We start from the raw sequence: 18760 nt of genomic DNA on the forward strand, positions 1-18760 counted from the left end.
CGATCCCCTCTCGCTGACCTGCGATGTTACGAGTCGCCGCCGGTCTCGCCCACCGGCGCGGCGTTGACGTCGTCGATCGCGTACTTCTTCGCGGCCTCACCGGCGACCGACGCCGGGACCTCGCCGCGGCGGGCGAGCTGGCGCAGCGTGGCGACCACGATCGACTCGGCGTCGACGTGGAAGTGCCGGCGCAGCGCGTGCCGGGTGTCGGACAGACCGAAGCCGTCGGTGCCGAGCGAGGTGTAGTCGTTCGGTACCCAGCGCGAGATCAGGTCCGGCACGGCCCGCATGAAGTCGGAGACCGCGACGACCGGGCCCTCGGCGCCTTCCAGGGCCTTGGTGATGTACGGCACCCGCGGCTCGTCGGTCGGGTGGAGCAGGTTGTGCTCCTCGGCGACGACCGCGTCGCGGCGCAGCTCGGTCCAGGACGTCGCGGACCACACGTCGGCGGACACGCCCCACTCCTCGGCGAGGAGCTTCTGCGCCTTCAGCGCCCACTGCATGCCGGTGCCGGAGGCGAGGATGTGCGCCTTCGGCCCCTCCTGCGCCGACGCCTGGTACCGGTACAGGCCCTTGAGCAGGCCCTGCACGTCGAGTTCCGCGGGCTCCGCCGGCTGGAAGATCGGCTCGTTGTAGACCGTCAGGTAGTAGATGAGGTCCTCGGGCTTGTCGCCGTACATCCGGTTGACCGCGTTCTCGGTGATGTGCGCGATCTCGTAGCCGAACGCCGGGTCGTAGGCCACCACGGCCGGGTTCGTCGCCGCGATGAGCAGCGAGTGACCGTCCTCGTGCTGCAGGCCCTCACCGTTGAGCGTGGTGCGCCCCGCGGTGGCACCGAGCAGGAAGCCGCGCGACATCTGGTCGGCGGCCGCCCAGATGCCGTCGGCGGTGCGCTGGAAGCCGAACATCGAGTAGAAGATGTAGACCGGGATGATCGGCTCGCCGTGGGTGGCGTAGCTGGTCGCCGCCGCGGTGAAGGACGCGACCGAGCCGGCCTCGTTGATGCCCTCGTGCAGGATCTGCCCGTTGGTGGACTCCCGGTAGCTCAGGAACAGCTCCCGGTCGACCGGCGTGTAGTTCTGCCCGTGCGGCGAGTAGATCTTCGCGGTCGGGAAGAGCGAGTCCATGCCGAACGTGCGGGCCTCGTCGGGGATGACCGGCACCCAGCGCCGCCCCATGCCCTTGTCGCGCATCAGGTCCTTGAGCATGCGCACGAACGCCATGGTCGTGGCGACCTTCTGCTTGCCCGAGCCGCGCTTGATGTCGCCGTACACCGACGACTCCGGCAGCTTCAGGTCCACGTGCGTCGTGCGCCGGTTCGGCACGGAACCGCCGAGCTCGGCGCGCCGCTGCAGCATGTACTGCATCTCGTCGGACTTCTCGTCCGGGCGGTAGTACGGCACCGCGTACGGGTTGTCGCCGATCGCGCTGTCGGGGATGTCCAGGTACAGCCGGTCGCGGAAGTCCTTGACGTCCTGCAGGGTCAGCTTCTTCATCTGGTGCGTGGCGTTGCGGCCCTCGAAGTGCGAGCCGAGCGTCCAGCCCTTGATCGTCTTGGCGAGGATGACCGTCGGCTGGCCGGTGTGCTCGGTGGCCGCCTTGTACGCCGCGTACAGCTTGCGGTAGTCGTGGCCGCCGCGCTTGAGGTTCCAGATCTCGTCGTCGGACAGGTGCTCGACCATCTTGCGGGTGCGCGGGTCGCGGCCGAAGAAGTGCTCCCGCACGTACGCGCCGGACTCCGCCTTGTAGGTCTGGTAGTCGCCGTCCGGGGTCTTGTTCATCAGGTTGACCAGCGCGCCGTCGGTGTCGGCGGCGAGCAGCGGGTCCCACTCCCGGCCCCAGACGACCTTGATCACGTTCCACCCGGCGCCGCGGAAGAACGCCTCGAGCTCCTGCATGACCTTGCCGTTGCCGCGGACCGGGCCGTCGAGGCGCTGCAGGTTGCAGTTGATGACGAACGTGAGGTTGTCCAGCTCCTCGCGGGCGGCCACGCCGATCGCGCCGATCGACTCCGGCTCGTCCATCTCGCCGTCGCCGAGGAAGGCCCACACGTGCTGCTGGCTGGTGTCCTTGAAGCCCCGGTTGTGCAGGTACCGGTTGAACCGCGCCTGGTAGATCGCGTTGATGCCGCCCAGACCCATCGAGACGGTCGGGAACTCCCAGAAGTCGGGCATCAGCCGCGGGTGCGGGTAGCTGGGCAGGCCCTTGCCGATGCCGCCGTGCGACAGCTCCTGGCGGAACCCGTCGAGCTGCTGCTCGCTCAGGCGGCCCTCCATGAACGCGCGCGCGTACATGCCCGGGGAGGCGTGCCCCTGGAAGAAGATCTGGTCGCCGCCGCCCGGGTGGTCCTTGCCGCGGAAGAAGTGGTTGAAGCCCACCTCGTACAGGCTGGCGGCGCTGGCGAAGGTCGAGATGTGACCGCCGACGCCGACGTCGGGACGCTGGGCGCGCTGCACGAGCATCGCCGCGTTCCACCGGATGTAGGCGCGGATGCGCCGCTCCACGTGCTCGTCGCCGGGGAACCAGGGCTCACGCTCCGGCGCGATCGTGTTGATGTAGTCCGTGGTGGTGAGCGGCGGCACGCCGACCTGTCGCTCCCGCGCGCGCTCCAGCAGGCGCAGCATCACGTACCGTGCGCGCTTCGTGCCGCGCTCGTCGATCACTCCGTCCAGCGACTCGACCCATTCGGTGGTCTCCTCCGGGTCGATGTCCGGCAGTTGACTCGGCAGGCCGTCGCTGATCACTGGGCGCTTGCGTTCGGTGGACACAGGCGTTCCTTCTAGGTGTAGGACCGTTCGCCGCTGCGGTGAGCCGGCGGCGACCGGTCGGGATGGCCTCGGGGTGTACTTGTTGAGGCAATGTGTGAGCCCATGTCCCATCCTGCCTGCCCCCAGTGCGATCCGTCACGTCTACGGGGCGCCAACTGCGACGCGCGACACGATACCGGCGGGTAACTTCTGGGTGACAAAACCGCGACCGAACGATCATCCGGGCCGCCCGGATCGGCTACGGTGCGGCCGTGTCCGACAACTCCGCCTGGTGGCTGCTGATCCCGGTCCTCTGCGTGGGCGCCGCGATCGTCACGGTGGTCCTCGTCATCACGTTCGTCGTGCGCCGGGTGATCCGGGGCGCCGCGAACGCCACCCTCAACAACTCGTTCGGCGGCGGTGGCGGGTACCGGCCGGGCGCGTCCGGCGCCGACCCGCTCGGCCCCGACTGGACCCCCGACGGCGGCGGTCAGCCCTTCCCCGGGGGGCACCACTTCGGCGGGCACGACGCACACCAGGGGCACGTGCACGGGTGGGGCCACAGCATGGACCACGGCCATTCCCACTCCCACTCGCACGACTCCGGGTCGTCCTGGTCCTCCTCCTCGGACTCCGGCTCCTCGTCGTCCTCCTCGGACTCGGGGTCGTCCTCGTCCTCCAGCGACTGACAGACTGGGGTCCATGCACTCCGAGGTCATCACCGTGCGCACCGGCTCCCGGCCGGTGGTGCGCGACATCACGGACGAGGCCGCGCGGTTCGTCGCCGCGCACGCGCCGGACGGCAACGGGCTGCTGCACGTGTTCGCCCCGCACGCCACCGCCGGGATCGCGATCATCGAGACCGGCGCCGGCAGCGACGACGACCTGCTGCGCGCCCTCGACGACGTCCTGCCCACCGACGACCGCTGGCGGCACCGGCACGGCTCCCCCGGCCACGGCCGCGACCACGTCATGCCGGCGTTCGTCGCGCCCTACGCGACACTGCCCGTCCTCGGCGGGCGGATCGCGCTGGGCACCTGGCAGTCGATCTGCCTGGTCGACCCCAACGGCGACAACGCCACCCGCCAGGTCCGCCTCAGCTTCCTGCACGGATGAGTCAGGAATGAACCGCGTTTCTGCCGGGGTTCCCGGCCCGCAGGCGGGAGGATCGCAGACGTGATCGAGCGTCGCGTCGCCGTCGTGTTCCTCGTCGACCCGCAGGGGCGGGTCCTCATGCAGCACCGAGACGCCCACGCGAAGGTCTCCCCCAACCAGTGGGCGATGCCCGGCGGCAAGATCGAGGACGGCGAGACGCCGGAGGAGGCCGCCCGCCGCGAGGTGCGGGAGGAGACCGGACTCGTCGTGACCGGGCTCGAACACTACGTCACCGGCACCCGGCCCTCGGTGACGACGGCCGACGGTCTCGTCGAGATGCACGTGTACTACGCGGCGACCGACGCCACCCAGGACGACATCGTCCTCGGCGAGGGCCAGGCGATGGTGTTCCTCACACCTGAGGAGGCACTCGCGCGGGACCTCGGCGTGACCGCGGCACTTCTGGTGCCGGGCTTCCTGGAGTCTTCGCAGTACAGGGCACTGGCCGGGCGCACCGGACGGTGACCGCGGCGGCACACCGCGCCGCACCGGACTGGCAGACGAAGACCAATTTCGGCCATGCTGTCGAGCGTGACCACCCCTCAGGACCTCGACGAGCGGTTCCGCGCGGAGCTCGCCGGGCTCGTCGCCGCCACGGTCATCCGGGACCTCGACGAGCCGGTGCGGGACGACACCGCGCTCACCGGGGTGCAGGCCCGGGCGTTGTACGACGCCCAGTGCACCAGCCGCCATCTCGACCTCGCGGCCCGCTGGCTGCGCGGCTTCAACGCCGGCTACTACACGATCGGCTCCGCCGGCCACGAGGGGAACGCGGCGGTCGCCGCGGCGCTCCGCCCGACCGACCCAGCCCTGCTGCACTACCGCTCCGGCGGCTTCTACTGCATGCGCGCCGCCCAGGTCCCCGGCAGCGACCCGATCCGCGACGTGCTCCGCGGGGTCGTCGCGTCGGCGAAGGAGCCGATCGCCGGCGGACGGCACAAGGTCTTCGGCCACCCCGACCTGCACGTCGTGCCCACCACCTCGACGGTCGCGTCGCACCTGCCCCGCTCGGTCGGCGTCGCGTACGCGCTGGGCCGGGCCCGCCGCCGTAGCCCTGCCGCCGCCCTCGCGGGCGCCGCCCCGGGCCCGGGCACCGGCAACGGCCACGGCTGGCCCGGCGACGCCCTCGTCGTGTGCTCCTTCGGCGACGCGTCGATCAACCACGCCGCCGCGACCGCGGCCTTCAACACCGCCGGCTGGTGCGACCACGTCGGGCTGCGGCTGCCGCTGCTGTTCGTCTGCGAGGACAACTCCCTCGGCATCAGCGTCCGCTCCCCCGAGGGCTGGGTCGCCGCCGCGCTCAGCAGCCGCCCCGGGGTGCGCTACTACACCGCCGACGGCTGCGACGCCGCCGCCACCTACGACCGCGCCGCGGAGGCCGCCGCGTGGGCGCGGCGCTTCCGCCGGCCCGCGATCCTGCACCTCACCACCGTCCGGCTGATGGGCCACGCGGGCGCGGACGCGGAGATGGCCTACCGCTCCCCCGGCGAGATCGCCGCCGACCTCGCCCGCGACCCCCTGGTCCGCACCGCCCGGCTCCTCGTCGAGGCCGGGGTCGCCACCCCCGCGGAGCTGATGGCCCGCTACGACGAGCTCGGCTGGGACGTGCGGCAGGTCGCGGAGGAGGTCCTCGGCGAGCCGAAGCTGGCCAGCGCCTCCGAGGTGACCGCGCCCCTCGCCCCGCGCCGGCCGGTCCGGGTGTCCAGGGCCGTCGCCGACGCCGCCGCCGACCTAATCGACGAGACCGTGGACCCGGACGCGGGCAGCGACATCGACGACGACCTGGAGCTCGCCGCGCAGGATCCGTCGCTCGCCGACGACGCGCCCTTCCACGCCGCCGCGTCGCACCGCGCCCCGGACGTCTTACCCGACGACGCGGACCTTCCTGATCCTGAGGCTGCCGGGGAAGCCGGAGATCAGCAGGCCTCTCCGCCGGACGGGGACCACCGCGGCAACGGCAACGGCAACGGCAACGGCAACGGCAACGGCAACGGCAACGGCAACGGCAACGGCAACGGCAACGGCATCGTGCATCCGCCGACGCGGGCGGCGGCGTTCAACGGGCGGCTGCCCGAGCGGGCCGGGCCGCTCACCCTCGCCCAGACGATCAACGCCGCCCTGACCGACGCCATGCTCGCGTACCCGCAGATGGTGGTCTTCGGCGAGGACGTCGCGGCCAAGGGCGGCGTCTACGGCGTCACCAAGGGGCTGCGGGACCGCTTCGGCACCGCCCGCGTCTTCGACACGCTCCTGGACGAGACCTCGATCCTCGGGCTCGGCCTCGGCGCCGGCCTCGCCGGGATGCTGCCCGTGCCGGAGATCCAGTACCTGGCGTACCTGCACAACGCCGAGGACCAGCTGCGCGGCGAGGCCGCCACCATGCAGTTCTTCTCGCAGGGCGCGTACCACAACCCGATGGTCGTGCGGGTCGCCGGCCTGGCGTACCAGCAGGGCTTCGGCGGCCACTTCCACAACGACAACGCCCTCGCCGTCCTCCGCGACGTCCCGGGGCTCGTCGTCGCCGCGCCCGCCCGGGCCGAGGACGCCGCCCCCATGCTGCGCACCTGCCTGGCCAGCGCGGTCGTCGACGGCAGCGTCTGCGTGTTCCTCGAGCCGATCGCGCTGTACCACACCCGCGACCTGCACGGCGACAGCGACAACTGGTGGCTGTCGGAGTACGCGCCACCCAGCGAGTGGTCGGCGATCCACGTGCCGATCGGCCGGGCCAGGGCGTACCACAGCGGCCCGAACGACGATCTGACCATCATCACCTTCGGCAACGGCGTGCGGATGTCGCTGCGGGCCGCGGCGCGCCTCGCCGAGGAGGGCGTCACCTGCCGCGTCGTCGACCTGCGCTGGCTGTCGCCGCTGCCCGTCGGTGACATCATCAAGCACGCCTCCGACACCGGCCGCGTCCTCGTCGTCGACGAGACCCGCCGCTCCGGCGGCGTCGGCGAGGGCATCATCGCCGCGCTCGTGGACGCCGGCTACGTCGGCGTGGCCCGCCGGGTGGCCGCGGTCGACTCGTTCGTGCCGCTCGGACCCGCCGCCAACCACGTCCTGGTCTCCGAGGAACAGATCGTCCAGGGAGCGAAATCGCTGTTGGCCCGGTAGTTTGGACCTTTATCTTTTGAATCGCATCGGTGCGCCACTTGCGTTGACGGCCCGTACTGTGTGGACTACGCGCTAACAGTGGTGTGCGACAGGAGGCAGTGGACAGTGAACGCGACCGCGGGTCAGGCCGAGGTGAAGAGCCTGGCGGACCGGTTCGGCGTCGAACCGGGCATGGTCGTTATGGAGATGGGGTACGACGACGACGTCGACCAGGATCTCCGCGACGTCCTGATCGACCGGTGCGGTGACCTGGTTGACGAGGAGACCGACGAGGTCGTAGACGTGGTGCTGCTGTGGTGGCGCGACGACGACGGCGACCTGGTCGAGACGCTCATCGACGCGCTGGGCCCGCTCGCGGACAACGGCGTGGTGTGGCTCCTCACCCCGAAGGCCGGCCGGCCCGGACACGTCGAGCCGAGCGATATCAACGAGTCGGCTCCCACCGCCGGGTTGCAGCAGACCTCGACGGTCAACGCCGGCAAGGACTGGACCGCGGCGCGCCTGGTCGCACCGCGCGCCGCGAGGTCCCGCCGCTAGCTCGTCGGTGCGCTCGCCGGCACCTTCCCCCACCCGAGGAAGCTGAAGGCGAGCCCTGACACCCACCCGCCCCCGCTCTTCGTCCGCAGCGGCCGCCGGGTCGATGACTCCTGCCCTCCTCAGGGCCGGAGAGCGGACAATTCCAGCGATCCGGCGGGTCGTGCGGCTCTGCCTTCCCACGGCCGGCACGCACGGGTGGCGTTGCCGGCTCGAGCGGCGGGGTCGAGCAGAGCACACCCGCCCGGCCGAGGATCGCGCCCCATCGGGATCGGCGCCGGCCTCGCGGGGAGGGTGGGGTCGGGTTGAGGAGCGAATCGCCCCCGGCCGTCCCACCTCGCCGAACCACCCAGACCGTCTCGATGCCTCCGCATGACGCCGACCCCGTCCGGGCCTCGCTCACGCGGGGACGCCGGCAGCCTGAGGAGCGGGGTCGGGCCGGATCGAAACCGGCCGCTCGCCTCACCTCGACGGCCCAACCCCGCCCGGACCCGCGAGGCTCCGCCCTGCCGCCCCGCAGCACGCGCGGGACCGGCGTCGGTGTCTCCGCACGACGCTGACTCGTCCAGACCGGGCCCGCACAGGGACGCCAGCAGGCCGACGAACAGGTCGGGCCAGACCGAAGCCACCCGACTCGCTCCGGCCGGCCCGCATCGCCAAACCACCCGGACGAGCGAAGGTCCGCCCCGGCCGCCTCCGCACGAACCACCCGGACGAGCAAAAGCCCCGCCCCGGCCGCCTCCGCACGACGCAGACCCCACCAGGCCGAGCCCACGCAGGGACGCCGGCAGCCTGCGGAGCACGTCGGGGCAAACCGCAACCGGCCGCCCGACTCACCCCGACCGGCCCACCCCCGCCCGGACCGGTGAGGCTCCGCCCTGCCGCCCCGCAGCACGCGCGAGACCGCCTCGGTGTCTCCGCACGAGGTTGACTCGTCCCGGGCCCGCACAGGGGCGCCAGCAGGCTGACGAACAGGTCGGGCCAGACCCGGAGCCACCCCGACCCGCCCGACTCGCTCCGGCCGGCCCGCATCGCCCAACCACCCGGACGAGCGAAGGTCCGCCCCGGCCGCCTCCGCACGAACCACCCGGACGAGCGAAGGTCCGCCCCGGCCGCCTCCGCACGAACCACCCGGACGAGCAAAAGCCCCGCCCCGGCCGCCTCCGCACGACGCAGACCCCGCCAGGCCGAGCCCATGCGGGGACGCCGGCAGGCTGAGGAGCACGCCGGGGCAAACCGAAACCGGCCGCCCGACTCACCTCGACCGGCCCGCTCCCGCCCGAACCACCCAGACCGGCGATGCTTCGACCCGGGCCGCCTGCTGCCCTGCCACCTCCGCAGGACGCGCAGGACCGCCTCAGTGCCTCCGCAGGACGTCGGCCTCCGTGTCAGGCCGGGATTGCGCAGGAGCGGGCGGCAGGCCGAGGAACGGGTCGGGTCAGGCCGAGCCATCCGAACCGTCCCACTCCGGCCGAGTTGCCCGGGCGAGCCCGCCCAGGCCGCAGCTCGCCGTCGCCGCGACGTGGAGAGGTCAGGTTGAGGACTTGGTCGAGGTCGGTTTCCAGCTGGGGGTGGGTGACGGGGAGTTCGACCAGGACTTGGAGGGGCTCGGGTTGGTGGTGGGGTTGCCGCCGCCGGAGTTGGACTGGGGCTGGTAGACGCGGACGTCGGAGAAGGTGACGTCGGCGGCGTCGCCCGGGGTGAAGGCGCCCAGGTTGACCTTGCCGCGCTTGATCAGGTCGTTGACCTTGGTGCCGAGCTTGACGCCGTTGGCATAGACGGTGATCTCGGTGCCGATGACGACCAGGGCGACATACGGGTCGCCGGGCGACTTCACGGGCCACGAGGCGAGTTCGTTGTTCTGGCTCGGGGCGGCGTCGCCCAGGGCATACAGGCGGATGACGCCGTCGCACACGCCGACGGTGTAGGCCTTGTCGCCGGTCCTGACCCACATGCCGCCGCAGCCGCTCTGCCGGCGGACCTTGGCCTCGATGCCGACGTCGGTCATGTTGACGTTGAGCGGGTCCTTCAGCGTGCAGCCGGTCAGGCCGCGGCTGGCCGTGACGACGTGCAGGTCGTCGCTGCTCGCGTCGCACCTGCCGCCCTCGGACTCGTCCTGTGAATACCACAGCTCGTGCAGCCCGCGGTCCGTGTACTGCTTCCAGTTGCCGGGCACCCAGGACGGCTTGCTCTCCCGCGAATACGCCGGGAGCTCCTGCACGTCGGCGGTCGCCGACGGGGCCGGGCCGGAGCTCGGGGCGCCGGAGCTGGACTGCTGCGCGACGTCGTTGTCGCCCTTGTTGTTACTGACCTCGTCGAACACCACGTAGCCGGCGAGCGCCAGCGCGAGGACGAGGATGCCGACGAGCAGCGGGATCGCCACGTTGCGCCGGCGGGGTGGCGGGGGCGCCTCCTCCCGCGGCATCGGCGCATAGGTCATCGGCGACGCCGACGGGGACATGTAGGTCTGCTGGACCGCCTGCGGCGGCCGGGTGAACTGCGGCGGCTGCGGCTGCTGGACCGGCGCGTGCCCCTGCTGATAGCCCTGCTGCACCGGCGGCGGGGTCATCGGGCGGAGCCGCTGCGTGGCCTGCGCGTCGGCCCCCGGACTCACCGGCGCCGCACCGGCCGGGAAGCCGCCCTGCTGGTAGCCCTGATACACACCGGGCGGGCCGCTCACGGGAGGCGCGGGCGGGGCACTCATCGGCGCGTTCGCCGCGGGCGGGGCGCTCATCGGCTGGACGCCGCCCTGATACGCCCCGGGCGGGCCGCTCACCGGCGGCGCGCTCATCGGCATGCCACTGACCGGCGGCGCGCTCATCGGCGTGCCGCTGACCGGTGCGATCCCGTTGGGCGGCGTGCCGGGCCCCTGCTGGAACCCCGCGGGATACCCACCCTGCTGCCCGGCGGGCGGCGCCGGCTGCTGCTGCGCCGCCGCGGCCTGAGCCCCACCCGCCTTGCCGAACACGTCGCCGGCAGCGGCCGCCGCCCCGGCACCCGCCGCGGCCGCGGCCGGACCGCCCTGCCCACCGGCGCCCGCCGGAGCACCCGCCGGCGGCCCGGAGGCGGCACCCGCGGCGGGCTGCACCCCGACGCTGACCCAGGCGCGGAGACTGCCCTCGGCGACCACCATCTCGGGCTGCTCGATGATCGTCGGGGCGACCCCGAGCTCCTTCTGCAGCAACGTCGCCACGAGGGGGATCCGGCTCGACCCGCCGACCAGGAACAGCCCGGCGAGCTTGCTGTTGTCCAGCCCCGCCCAGCGGACCACGGCGGCGGTGGTGCGGACCGTCTGCTCCAGCAGCGGCCGGGCCAGGTCCTCGAACGCCTCACGCGTGATGTCGACGTCGGCCGCCGCGATCGGCACGTGCAGCCCCGTCGTCGGGGTCCGCGACAGCATCTCCTTCGCCACGCGGGCGTCGTCCCACAGCAGGCGGCGGTGCCGCCGGTCCTCGGTGGTCTGCGGGCTCTCCAGCCGCGCCCACACCGGCGGGTCCTCCAGCTTGCGCTTCGCGTGGTCCACGATCAGCGCGTCGAGGTCGATGCCGCCCAGGTCGTCGATGCCGTCGACGGCCCGGACGTCGAAGCCGTCGCCCGCCCGGGTGACGACGCTGGCGTCGAACGTGCCGCCGCCGAAGTCATACACGAGCAGGCCCTGCTCGGCGGTGAGCGGCCGCTGCAGCACGCCGGCGAAATAGTGCGCGGCGGCGACCGGCTCGGGCATGAGCGCGGGCTGCGGCAGCCCCGCGATCGTCGCGCCCTCCACGAGCGCGAGCCGCCGGGACACGCCCCACGCCGCCGGGTGCGTCAGCGTCACCGCGCCGACCTGCCCGCCCGCGACCCGCCGGGCCTCGGACGCGACGTGTGACAGCACCGCCCCGATCAGGGCCGGGACCGTGAACTCGCGGTCGCCGAGCAGCACCGTGCCGTCGTCGATGCGCCGCTTCGGGCTGGCCTCGAACCGCGCCGGGTCGACCCGCGCGGCGTGCACCGCGTCGCGGCCCACCAGGACCTGCCCGTCGGGCTGCGCATAGACGCAGGACGGCAGCAACGGCGAACCGTCGAACAACAAGGGGCGGACCCGCCCATCCGGCCACGCGAGCAGCGCAACGGTATGGGAGGTCCCGAAGTCGATGCCCAGACGCGGACCGGCAGCCATGCGGGCGAGTGTAGGCCCCCGGTACGACAAGTGGCATGCTCGTGTCCATGACTGTCGGCGTCGGCGGCGAGGCCCCGGACTTCGCGCTCAAGGACCAGAACAATCAGGAGGTCCGGCTGTCGGATTTCCGCGGGCGCAAGGCGGTCCTGCTGGTCTTCTACCCGTTGGCCTTCACCGGCACCTGCCAGGGGGAACTGTCGACAGCCGGCGATTTCCAGACCGACACGGTGCAGGTGCTGACCGTCAGCGTCGACTCGCCGTACAGCCACAAGGTCTGGGCCGACCGGGAGGGCTATGACTTCCCTCTCCTGTCGGACTTCTGGCCGCACGGCGCGGTCGCCCAGGCGTATGGCGTCTTCAACGACAAGGCCGGATTCGCCAACCGGGGCACGTTTCTCGTCGACACCGCCGGTGTCGTGCGGTTCGCCGAGCAGGTCGGCCCCGGTCAGTCCCGGGACCAGGACAAGTGGCGCACAGCGATCGCATCGTTGCAGATCTGATACACAGCTGATACCGACTGGGTCGGATGGGACGCGGCAGGTAGCATCAGCAGCACTCCGGGGCGCGTAGCTCAGTGGAAGAGCACCCGCCTTACAAGCGGGGGGTCGTTGGTTCGAACCCAACCGTGCCCACACTTCACCCGGACGACCGGCGCTCTAGCGCTTGTGCGGGCACTGGTGCAGCGGCCGCCGCGGGATGCGGGCGGGGCGGCGGATCGACACGAGACGGTTCGGCCGGAGCACCGGCTGCTTCGCCGTCAGCGGCGCGGTCTGTGACGTCGCCGTGCGGGACACCGCGGCGAGGTGCGACGACAGCGCGGCGTGCAGCAGCGTCGGCGACTGGTGCGCCGAGGCCGGCGCGCGGCGGTTGCCGCCGGTGTAGGCGGCCGCGCCGCCCGACGGTGACGGCGGGGCGATGCGCTGCGCCGGGATGCGCCGGGTGGTGTCCGGGGGCGCCGCGGCGGGGACCGGCTCGTCCTTCTCCGGCCTGGTGACCACGAACGCGACGATCGCCGCCACGACGACCGGGACCAGGTAGAGCAGGGCTCCGGCGTATTGCTCGGTCACGACGACGTCTCCCAACGCTGCGCACAACTGACCTGCGCAACGCTACGGATTGCCCCGCATCGAATGTGTCATCCGGTCGGTCCGCCCTGCAAGTCCGGGCGGGGTGCAGCTGAGGTGCAGATCCCCCGGTACCACTCGAACGAGGCCCGCCTGGTCCGCTCCTGGGTCTCGAAGTCGACGTGCACGAGGCCGAAGCGCTGCTCGTACCCCTCGGCCCACTCGAAGTTGTCCAGCAGCGACCACGCGCAGTAGCCGCGCACGTCGACGCCGGCGTCGATCGCCTCGCGGATAGCGGCGAGGTGGCCCTCGTGGTAGTCGATGCGGAACTGGTCGTCGACCGGCGCGTAGGAGCAGCCGCTCTCCGTGATCCAGATGGGCGGCAGCTGCGCACCGTACGTGTCGCGGAGGTTCACCAGCAGGTCCCGCAGCGCGGACGGCACGACGGGCCAGCCGAAGTCGGTCGTCGGGTAGCCGGGGATGCTCTCGGCGCGGCTGAACGGCAGGTCCTCGCCGGGCTGCGGGGCGCTGACGAGGCTCGGGTTGTAGTAGTTGACGCCGAGGGCGTCGATCGGCTGGGAGATGACCTGCAGGTCGCCGTCCATGACGATCGAGTCGATGTCGGCGCCGGTGAGGGCCTCGACGATCGGCGGGTACCCGCCGAGCAGGATCGGGTCGGTGAAGAGCCGGTTCTGCACCAGGTCGTAGAACATCGCGGCGGTCTGGTCGTCCTCGGCGTCGCCGGCGGGCCACACCGGCGAGTAGTTGTTGGCGAGGGTGATCGGCGCGGACGAGACCCTGCGCAGCGCCGACACGGCGAGGCCGTGGCCGAGGAGCTGGTGGTGGATGACCGGCAGCAGGTCCATGCCGAGCCGCAGGCCGGGGGCGTGGACGCCGAGGACGTGCCCGAGCGACAGGTGGATGTACGGCTCGTTGAGCGTCACCCACAGCTTCACCCGGTCGCCGAGGGCCTCGCCGACGAGTTCCGCGTACTCCCCGAAGCGCATCGCGGTGTCGCGGTTGCCCCACCCGCCGAGGTCCTGCAGGGCCTGCGGCAGGTCCCAGTGGAACAGGGTGACGAGCGGGTCGATGCCGCGGGCGAGCATGCCGTCGACGAGCCGGTCGTAGAACGCGATCCCGGCGGCGTTGGCGGGGCCCTCACCGGTCGGCTGGACGCGGGACCAGGAGACCGAGCAGCGGTACGCGGTCGCGCCGAGCTCCTGGATCAGGTCGAGGTCGGACTCCCAGCGGTGGTAGTGGTCGCAGGCCACGTCCCCGGTGGCGCCGCCCCTGGTCGTGCCGGGGGTGCGGCTGAACGTGTCCCAGATGGACGGTCCGCGGCCGTCCTCGTCCGCCGCGCCCTCGATCTGGTACGCCGCGGTCGAGACCCCGAACCGGAACCCTGCAGGAAAGTCCGACATGACCGCACGCTACCGCTTCGGATCACCGCCGGGAACGGGGCAGTATTGGGCGCATGGCACATGAGATCCCGACCGCCGAGCTCGCCCCGGGCGTGCAGCTGCCCACGATCGGCTTCGGCACCTGGCAGATCACCGGGAAGTCGGCGTACGAGTCGGCCCGCACCGCGCTGGACGTCGGCTACCGGCACATCGACACCGCGACCATGTACGGCAACGAGGAGGAGCTCGGCAGGGCGCTGCGGGACAGCGGCGTGGACCGTTCGGAGGTCTTCATCACCACGAAGCTCCCGCCGTCGCAGGCGGGCCGGGAGCGGCAGACGATCGAGGCCAGCCTGAAGGCGCTCGGCGTCGACCACGTCGACCTGTGGCTCATCCACTGGCCGCCGGCGCGCGGCAAGTCCGTGCCGGTCTGGGCGCAGTTCCAGGCGGCCCGCGACGCCGGCCTGACCCGCACGATCGGGGTCAGCAACTACGACGCGGCGCTCATCGACGAGCTGACGAAGGAGACCGGCGAGACCCCGGTCGTCAACCAGGTCTCGTGGAGCCCCCGCGAGCACGACGAGCAGTTCCTGGCCGACATGCGCGACCGGCGGGTGGTCGTCGAGGGGTACAGCGCGCTGAAGAACACGCCCCTGGACGACCCGCGGCTCGTCGCGGTCGCCGAGGCGCACGGCGTGACGGTGGCGCAGGTGGTGCTGCGCTGGCAGCTGCACCAGGACATCGTGATCATCCCGAAGTCGACGCACCGGGAGCGCATGGAGCAGAACCTGTCGGTGCTGGGCTTCTCCCTCACCGCTGAGGAACTGGCGACCGTCACGTCCGTGTGACGGCCCGGTCGACCCTTGCCCGCCAGCCCCCTTCGCGGGGCTGGCGGCGCAGCCTCGCGAGGGCCTCGACCGCGCCCGTCACCAGCTCGCCGTAGTCCGGGTCCGGCCCCTTCCGGATGAGGAACGCCAGGCCGGCGGAGTTGCTGGCGGCCCACCCGGTGCGCCGCCCGACCCGGTGCGCCGCGTCCGCGCCGTACGCCGTGACGAGCTGGATGTCGAAGGGGTGGCGCACCTCGCCGCCGTCCCTGGTCACCACGATCCGCGCCTGCGCCAGGGTGTCGTCCCGGTTGAACAGCGCCCGCCACCAGCGCTGCCTGGGTGCCTCCACGACGACCTCGACGCCCTGGCCGTGCTCGCCGGCGTCGCGGGCGGCGGCGACGGCGCGCACCAGGTCGACGACCTTCGCCGGGTCCGACCGGCGGAAGCGCACCCAACTGTCCACGGCGTCATCTTCGCGCACGCTTTTCCTCAGGTGTCCACTCCGTCGGTCGTTCAGCCGGGGAGAACATCCGAAAGGACGTCGCTGATGCGCCGCTGGCTCGGCTCCCGCCGCCTGTACACCAAGATCCTGTTCGTCGCGGCGGTCGCCATCGCTGGAACGGCCGCCACCGGGGTCTTCGCGCTCGCCGGCATCGCGGACCTGAGCGACACGCGCAACCACGAGGTCGGCAGGTCGGTGCCGTACATCACCGCGCTGAACACCGCCGCCCTGACCGCCAAGGCCGCCGCCAACGACGAGCGCGGCTACCTGCTCGGCGGCGACACCACGTTCCGCGACGAGGCCCTGGGCCGCCAGGAGGGCGTCGACGCCGCGCTGCGCTCCGCCGCCGCGATCGGCGACGCCGGGGAACGGCAGGCGATCGCCGGGATCCAGGCGGCCGTCGACGCCTGGTTCGCCGCGCTGCGCACGGAGTTCACCCTGTTCGGCACCGACCGCGCCGCGGCCGTCACCGCCGCGTTCGGTCCCAACCGCGACCTGCGCAAGGTGTACGAGGGCCTGATCGAGCGGGAGACCGCCCGGGCGAACGCGGCGCTGATCGCCGGCAAGGACTTCGGCGACACGGTGTCGTCGGTCCGCCTCACGGTCGTCGTCCTGCTCGTCGTCGCCCTCGCCCTGGCCGCCGCGCTCGCCCTGTACATCGCCCGGCTCATCGTGCAGCCGCTCGGCCGGGTCTCGCACGTCCTGCGCGCCGTCGCCGACGGCGACCTGACCCAGGAACCGGACGTCGACCAGCGCGACGAGGTCGGGCGGATGGCGGACGACCTGCGGACCGCCATCGGCAACCTGCGCCGGACGGTGGCCACCCTCGCGGAGCACTCGACGGTGCTGGCCAGCGCCTCCGAGGAGCTCGCGACCACCAGCCGGCAGAGCTCCGAGGGCGCCACGACCGGCGCCCGCCAGGCCGCCTCCGTCGCGGGGCTCGCCGCCGACATGTCCGGCGCCATCTCCACCGTCGCCGCCGGCGCCACCGAGATGGGCGCCTCGATCCGCGAGATCGCCCAGAGCGCCACGCAGGCCGTCACCGTCGCCGGCCGGGCCGTCGACGTCGCCGGCACCACCACGACGGTCATGAGCAAGCTCGGCGAGTCGTCCGCCGAGATCGGCAACGTCATCAAGGTGATCACGTCGATCGCCGAGCAGACGAACCTCCTGGCGCTCAACGCCACCATCGAGGCGGCCCGCGCCGGCGACGCCGGCAAGGGCTTCGCGGTCGTCGCCTCCGAGGTCAAGGACCTCGCCCAGGAGACCGCCCGGGCCACCGACGACATCAGCCGCCGGGTCGCCGCCATCCAGTCCGACACCACCGGCGCCGTCGCCGCGATCGAGGAGATCAGCGGGATCATCGGGCAGATCAACGAGTACCAGACGACGATCGCCTCCGCCGTCGAGGAGCAGTCCGCCACCACGGAGGAGATGAGCCGCAGCGTCGAGCAGGCCGCCGCGACCGGCAACCAGGTCGCCGCCACCATCGGCGAGGTCTCCACCTCCGTGCAGCTGACGACGGCCGGTCTCACCGAGGCCGACCGGGCCGCGGGCAGCCTCGCCGAGCTCTCCGGCAGCCTCCGCACCATCGTCCAGACGTTCCGCTACTGACCCCGTTGGAGGGCACCCCGGATGAGTACAACCGCAGCATCGCCGCGTGGCGGGGTCGGTGCCAAGATCTTCGGCGCGGTACTGGTGGTCGTCGTGATGTCCGCGGTCGTGGTCGGCCTGAGCTTCGCCGGGCTCAAGCGCCTCGCGGACGGCGGGCAGGCCGTGTACGACGACGGCGTCCGGCCCACCCAGACGCTCGCCCAGCTGCGCGCGGACGTCCTCGCCGACCTGAACACGACGGTGAAGTACTTCATCTCCAACGCCGAGTGGCGGGCGAAGCACCTGGAGCAGATGAAGGCGCTCGACGCCCGGATCGCCGCGTCGATGCAGCAGTACGCCGGGGAGACCGCCGACCCGGCCAGCTTCGAGAGCCTCCGCAAGGACTGGGCGTCGTACCAGCAGATCCGCGACAGCGAGGTCCTGCCCGCCGCCGACAAGAGCGACCTGGACGGCTTCTGGACCGGCTACAACAAGTCCGAGCTGCTCACCGACGACATGAACAAGCGCTTCGAGGCCCTCGTGGCCAGCCAGGCGGCCGCCGCCGCGGCGGAGGCGGCCGCGGTGAAGGACAAGCGGACCAGCACCAACTGGATGGTCCTGGGCTGCGCGGCGCTGAGCCTGCTGCTCGGCCTCGGCGTGGCCTGGCTGGTCACCCGCGTGGTGGTGGGCCCGCTGCGCCGGGTCACGAACGTGCTGGAGGCGGTCGCCGACGGTGACCTGACCCGCCGCGCCGACGTGCGCCGCAACGACGAGGTCGGTCAGATGTCGGCCGCGCTCAACCGGGCGATCGGCAGCATGCTCACGGCGGTCACCACGATCAGCGCCAGCGCCGCCGCGCTCGGCGGGTCGTCGCGGAGCATGAGCGGCATCAGCGACAAGCTGGCCGGCGGCGCCGCCCAGACCGCGCAGCGCGCCGGCGCCGTCCGGCACTCGGCCCAGGAGGTGGCCGGCCACGTGCAGACCCTGGCCGCCGCCGCGGAGCAGATGGGCGCCGCGATCCGGGAGATCGCCTCGAGCGCCGGCGAGGCCGCGGGCGTGGCCGGCGAGGCGGTCGCCTCGGCGCGGGAGACCACCGGCATCGTGGGCCGGCTCGGCGAGTCGTCGTCGGAGATCGGCAACATCGTCAAGGTGATCACGTCGATCGCCGAGCAGACGAACCTCCTGGCGCTCAACGCCACCATCGAGGCGGCCCGCGCCGGCGACGCCGGCAAGGGCTTCGCGGTCGTCGCCTCCGAGGTCAAGGACCTCGCCCAGGAGACCGCCCGGGCCACCGAGGACATCGCGTCGCGCATCCAGACGATCCAGGCGGAGACGACGGCGGCGGTGGCCGCCATCGAGGGGATCACGCAGATCACCGACCGGATCAGCGACTACCAGACGACGATCGCCTCGGCGGTCGAGGAGCAGACCGCCACGACCGGCGAGATCAGCCGCAGCGTGTCGGAGGCGGCGGCGGGCGCGGACGAGATCGCCCGCAACATCGGCGGCGTGGCCGACGCGACCGAGTCGACGAGCCAGACCGTCGAGGAGTCCCGCACGACGGCCGATTCCCTGGCCCGCATGGCGGCTGACCTGAACGAGGCCGTCGGGCGCTTCCGGGTCTGAGCCACGCGAACGGCACGGCCCCCCTCACGTGAGGGGGGC

General features: G+C 72.4%; 13 protein-coding genes, 1 tRNA gene and 2 pseudogenes. 11 read left to right on the plus strand and 5 right to left on the minus strand.

Features of this window, described 5'->3' with window-relative positions; all coding sequences use genetic code 11:
* Window positions 1–26: 26 nt before the first annotated feature.
* Window positions 27–2768, minus strand: coding sequence for a pyruvate dehydrogenase (acetyl-transferring), homodimeric type (aceE, locus tag ACZ6TV_RS22260; RefSeq protein WP_465299125.1), 2742 nt, complete (start codon window positions 2766–2768; stop codon window positions 27–29).
* A gap of 251 nt (window positions 2769–3019) precedes the next feature.
* Here aceE and ACZ6TV_RS22265 point away from each other — a divergent pair, with 251 nt between their 5' ends.
* The 6 genes and pseudogenes from ACZ6TV_RS22265 (at window position 3020) to ACZ6TV_RS22290 (ending at window position 7553) form a co-directional block, all read left to right on the plus strand.
* A complete protein-coding gene (locus tag ACZ6TV_RS22265; protein ID WP_465299126.1) occupies window positions 3020–3436 on the plus strand; it encodes a hypothetical protein in 417 nt (138 codons plus the stop codon).
* A 13-nt stretch (window positions 3437–3449) separates the two neighbouring features.
* Complete coding sequence (locus tag ACZ6TV_RS22270; protein WP_465299127.1) at window positions 3450–3863, plus strand: YjbQ family protein; 414 nt, start codon at window positions 3450–3452, stop codon at window positions 3861–3863.
* 60 nt (window positions 3864–3923) lie between these two features.
* The gene (locus ACZ6TV_RS22275; RefSeq protein ID WP_465299128.1) at window positions 3924–4367 is read left to right on the plus strand and encodes an NUDIX hydrolase; all 444 of its coding nucleotides are present in this window, start codon (window positions 3924–3926) and stop codon (window positions 4365–4367) included.
* A gap of 54 nt (window positions 4368–4421) precedes the next feature.
* A pseudogene (locus tag ACZ6TV_RS22280) lies at window positions 4422–5519 on the plus strand (thiamine pyrophosphate-dependent enzyme); the annotation flags it as partial.
* A 330-nt stretch (window positions 5520–5849) separates the two neighbouring features.
* Window positions 5850–7016 (plus strand): annotated as a pseudogene (locus tag ACZ6TV_RS22285) (alpha-ketoacid dehydrogenase subunit beta); the annotation flags it as partial.
* Window positions 7017–7121: 105 nt separating this feature from the next.
* Entirely contained in the window at window positions 7122–7553 is a 432-nt protein-coding gene (locus ACZ6TV_RS22290) for a DUF3052 domain-containing protein (RefSeq protein WP_033362448.1), read from the plus strand.
* 1528 nt (window positions 7554–9081) lie between these two features.
* Here ACZ6TV_RS22290 and ACZ6TV_RS22295 read toward each other — a convergent pair.
* Window positions 9082–11709: an Hsp70 family protein gene (locus ACZ6TV_RS22295; RefSeq protein ID WP_465299129.1), complete on the minus strand. Its 2628-nt coding sequence runs from the start codon at window positions 11707–11709 to the stop codon at window positions 9082–9084.
* 47 nt (window positions 11710–11756) lie between these two features.
* Here ACZ6TV_RS22295 and ACZ6TV_RS22300 point away from each other — a divergent pair, with 47 nt between their 5' ends.
* Window positions 11757–12209 carry a peroxiredoxin gene (locus ACZ6TV_RS22300; RefSeq protein WP_465299130.1) on the plus strand — a complete coding sequence of 151 codons (453 nt, stop codon included), beginning with the start codon at window positions 11757–11759 and terminating at the stop codon, window positions 12207–12209.
* Window positions 12210–12269: 60 nt separating this feature from the next.
* Window positions 12270–12341: transfer RNA gene (locus ACZ6TV_RS22305), tRNA-Val, on the plus strand.
* A gap of 24 nt (window positions 12342–12365) precedes the next feature.
* Here the strand turns inward: ACZ6TV_RS22305 and ACZ6TV_RS22310 are convergent.
* Together ACZ6TV_RS22310 and ACZ6TV_RS22315 are read right to left on the minus strand one after the other, a co-directional pair.
* Entirely contained in the window at window positions 12366–12776 is a 411-nt protein-coding gene (locus ACZ6TV_RS22310) for a hypothetical protein (protein WP_465299131.1), read from the minus strand.
* Window positions 12777–12844: 68 nt separating this feature from the next.
* Window positions 12845–14194 (minus strand): GH1 family beta-glucosidase, encoded by a 1350-nt coding sequence (locus ACZ6TV_RS22315; RefSeq protein ID WP_465299132.1) that lies wholly within the window; start codon window positions 14192–14194, stop codon window positions 12845–12847.
* A 53-nt stretch (window positions 14195–14247) separates the two neighbouring features.
* Here ACZ6TV_RS22315 and ACZ6TV_RS22320 point away from each other — a divergent pair, with 53 nt between their 5' ends.
* Entirely contained in the window at window positions 14248–15021 is a 774-nt protein-coding gene (locus ACZ6TV_RS22320) for an aldo/keto reductase (protein ID WP_465299133.1), read from the plus strand.
* On the opposite strand, the gene ACZ6TV_RS22325 is transcribed toward ACZ6TV_RS22320, so the two are convergent.
* Window positions 15008–15463: a hypothetical protein gene (locus tag ACZ6TV_RS22325; RefSeq protein WP_465299134.1), complete on the minus strand. Its 456-nt coding sequence runs from the start codon at window positions 15461–15463 to the stop codon at window positions 15008–15010. The two genes, ACZ6TV_RS22320 and ACZ6TV_RS22325, sit on opposite strands and share 14 nt — an antisense overlap.
* An 84-nt stretch (window positions 15464–15547) precedes the next feature.
* Here ACZ6TV_RS22325 and ACZ6TV_RS22330 point away from each other — a divergent pair, with 84 nt between their 5' ends.
* Entirely contained in the window at window positions 15548–17116 is a 1569-nt protein-coding gene (locus ACZ6TV_RS22330) for a methyl-accepting chemotaxis protein (protein WP_465299135.1), read from the plus strand.
* Window positions 17117–17137: 21 nt separating this feature from the next.
* Window positions 17138–18721 (plus strand): methyl-accepting chemotaxis protein, encoded by a 1584-nt coding sequence (locus ACZ6TV_RS22335; protein WP_465299136.1) that lies wholly within the window; start codon window positions 17138–17140, stop codon window positions 18719–18721.
* Window positions 18722–18760 lie beyond the last annotated feature (39 nt).

It is taken from the genome of Dactylosporangium sp. NPDC051087 (assembly GCF_055586325.1).

Bases quoted from the DNA above. Each gene is read 5' to 3' on its own strand.
- ACZ6TV_RS22270 (WP_465299127.1), top strand. From the start codon at position 3,450: ATGCACTCCGAGGTCATCACCGTGCGCACCGGCTCCCGGCCGGTGGTG.
- ACZ6TV_RS22295 (WP_465299129.1), bottom strand. From the start codon at position 11,709: ATGGCTGCCGGTCCGCGTCTGGGCATCGACTTCGGGACCTCCCATACC.
- ACZ6TV_RS22300 (WP_465299130.1), top strand. From the start codon at position 11,757: ATGACTGTCGGCGTCGGCGGCGAGGCCCCGGACTTCGCGCTCAAGGAC.
- ACZ6TV_RS22315 (WP_465299132.1), bottom strand. From the start codon at position 14,194: ATGTCGGACTTTCCTGCAGGGTTCCGGTTCGGGGTCTCGACCGCGGCG.
- ACZ6TV_RS22320 (WP_465299133.1), top strand. From the start codon at position 14,248: ATGGCACATGAGATCCCGACCGCCGAGCTCGCCCCGGGCGTGCAGCTG.
- ACZ6TV_RS22330 (WP_465299135.1), top strand. From the start codon at position 15,548: ATGCGCCGCTGGCTCGGCTCCCGCCGCCTGTACACCAAGATCCTGTTC.
- ACZ6TV_RS22335 (WP_465299136.1), top strand. From the start codon at position 17,138: ATGAGTACAACCGCAGCATCGCCGCGTGGCGGGGTCGGTGCCAAGATC.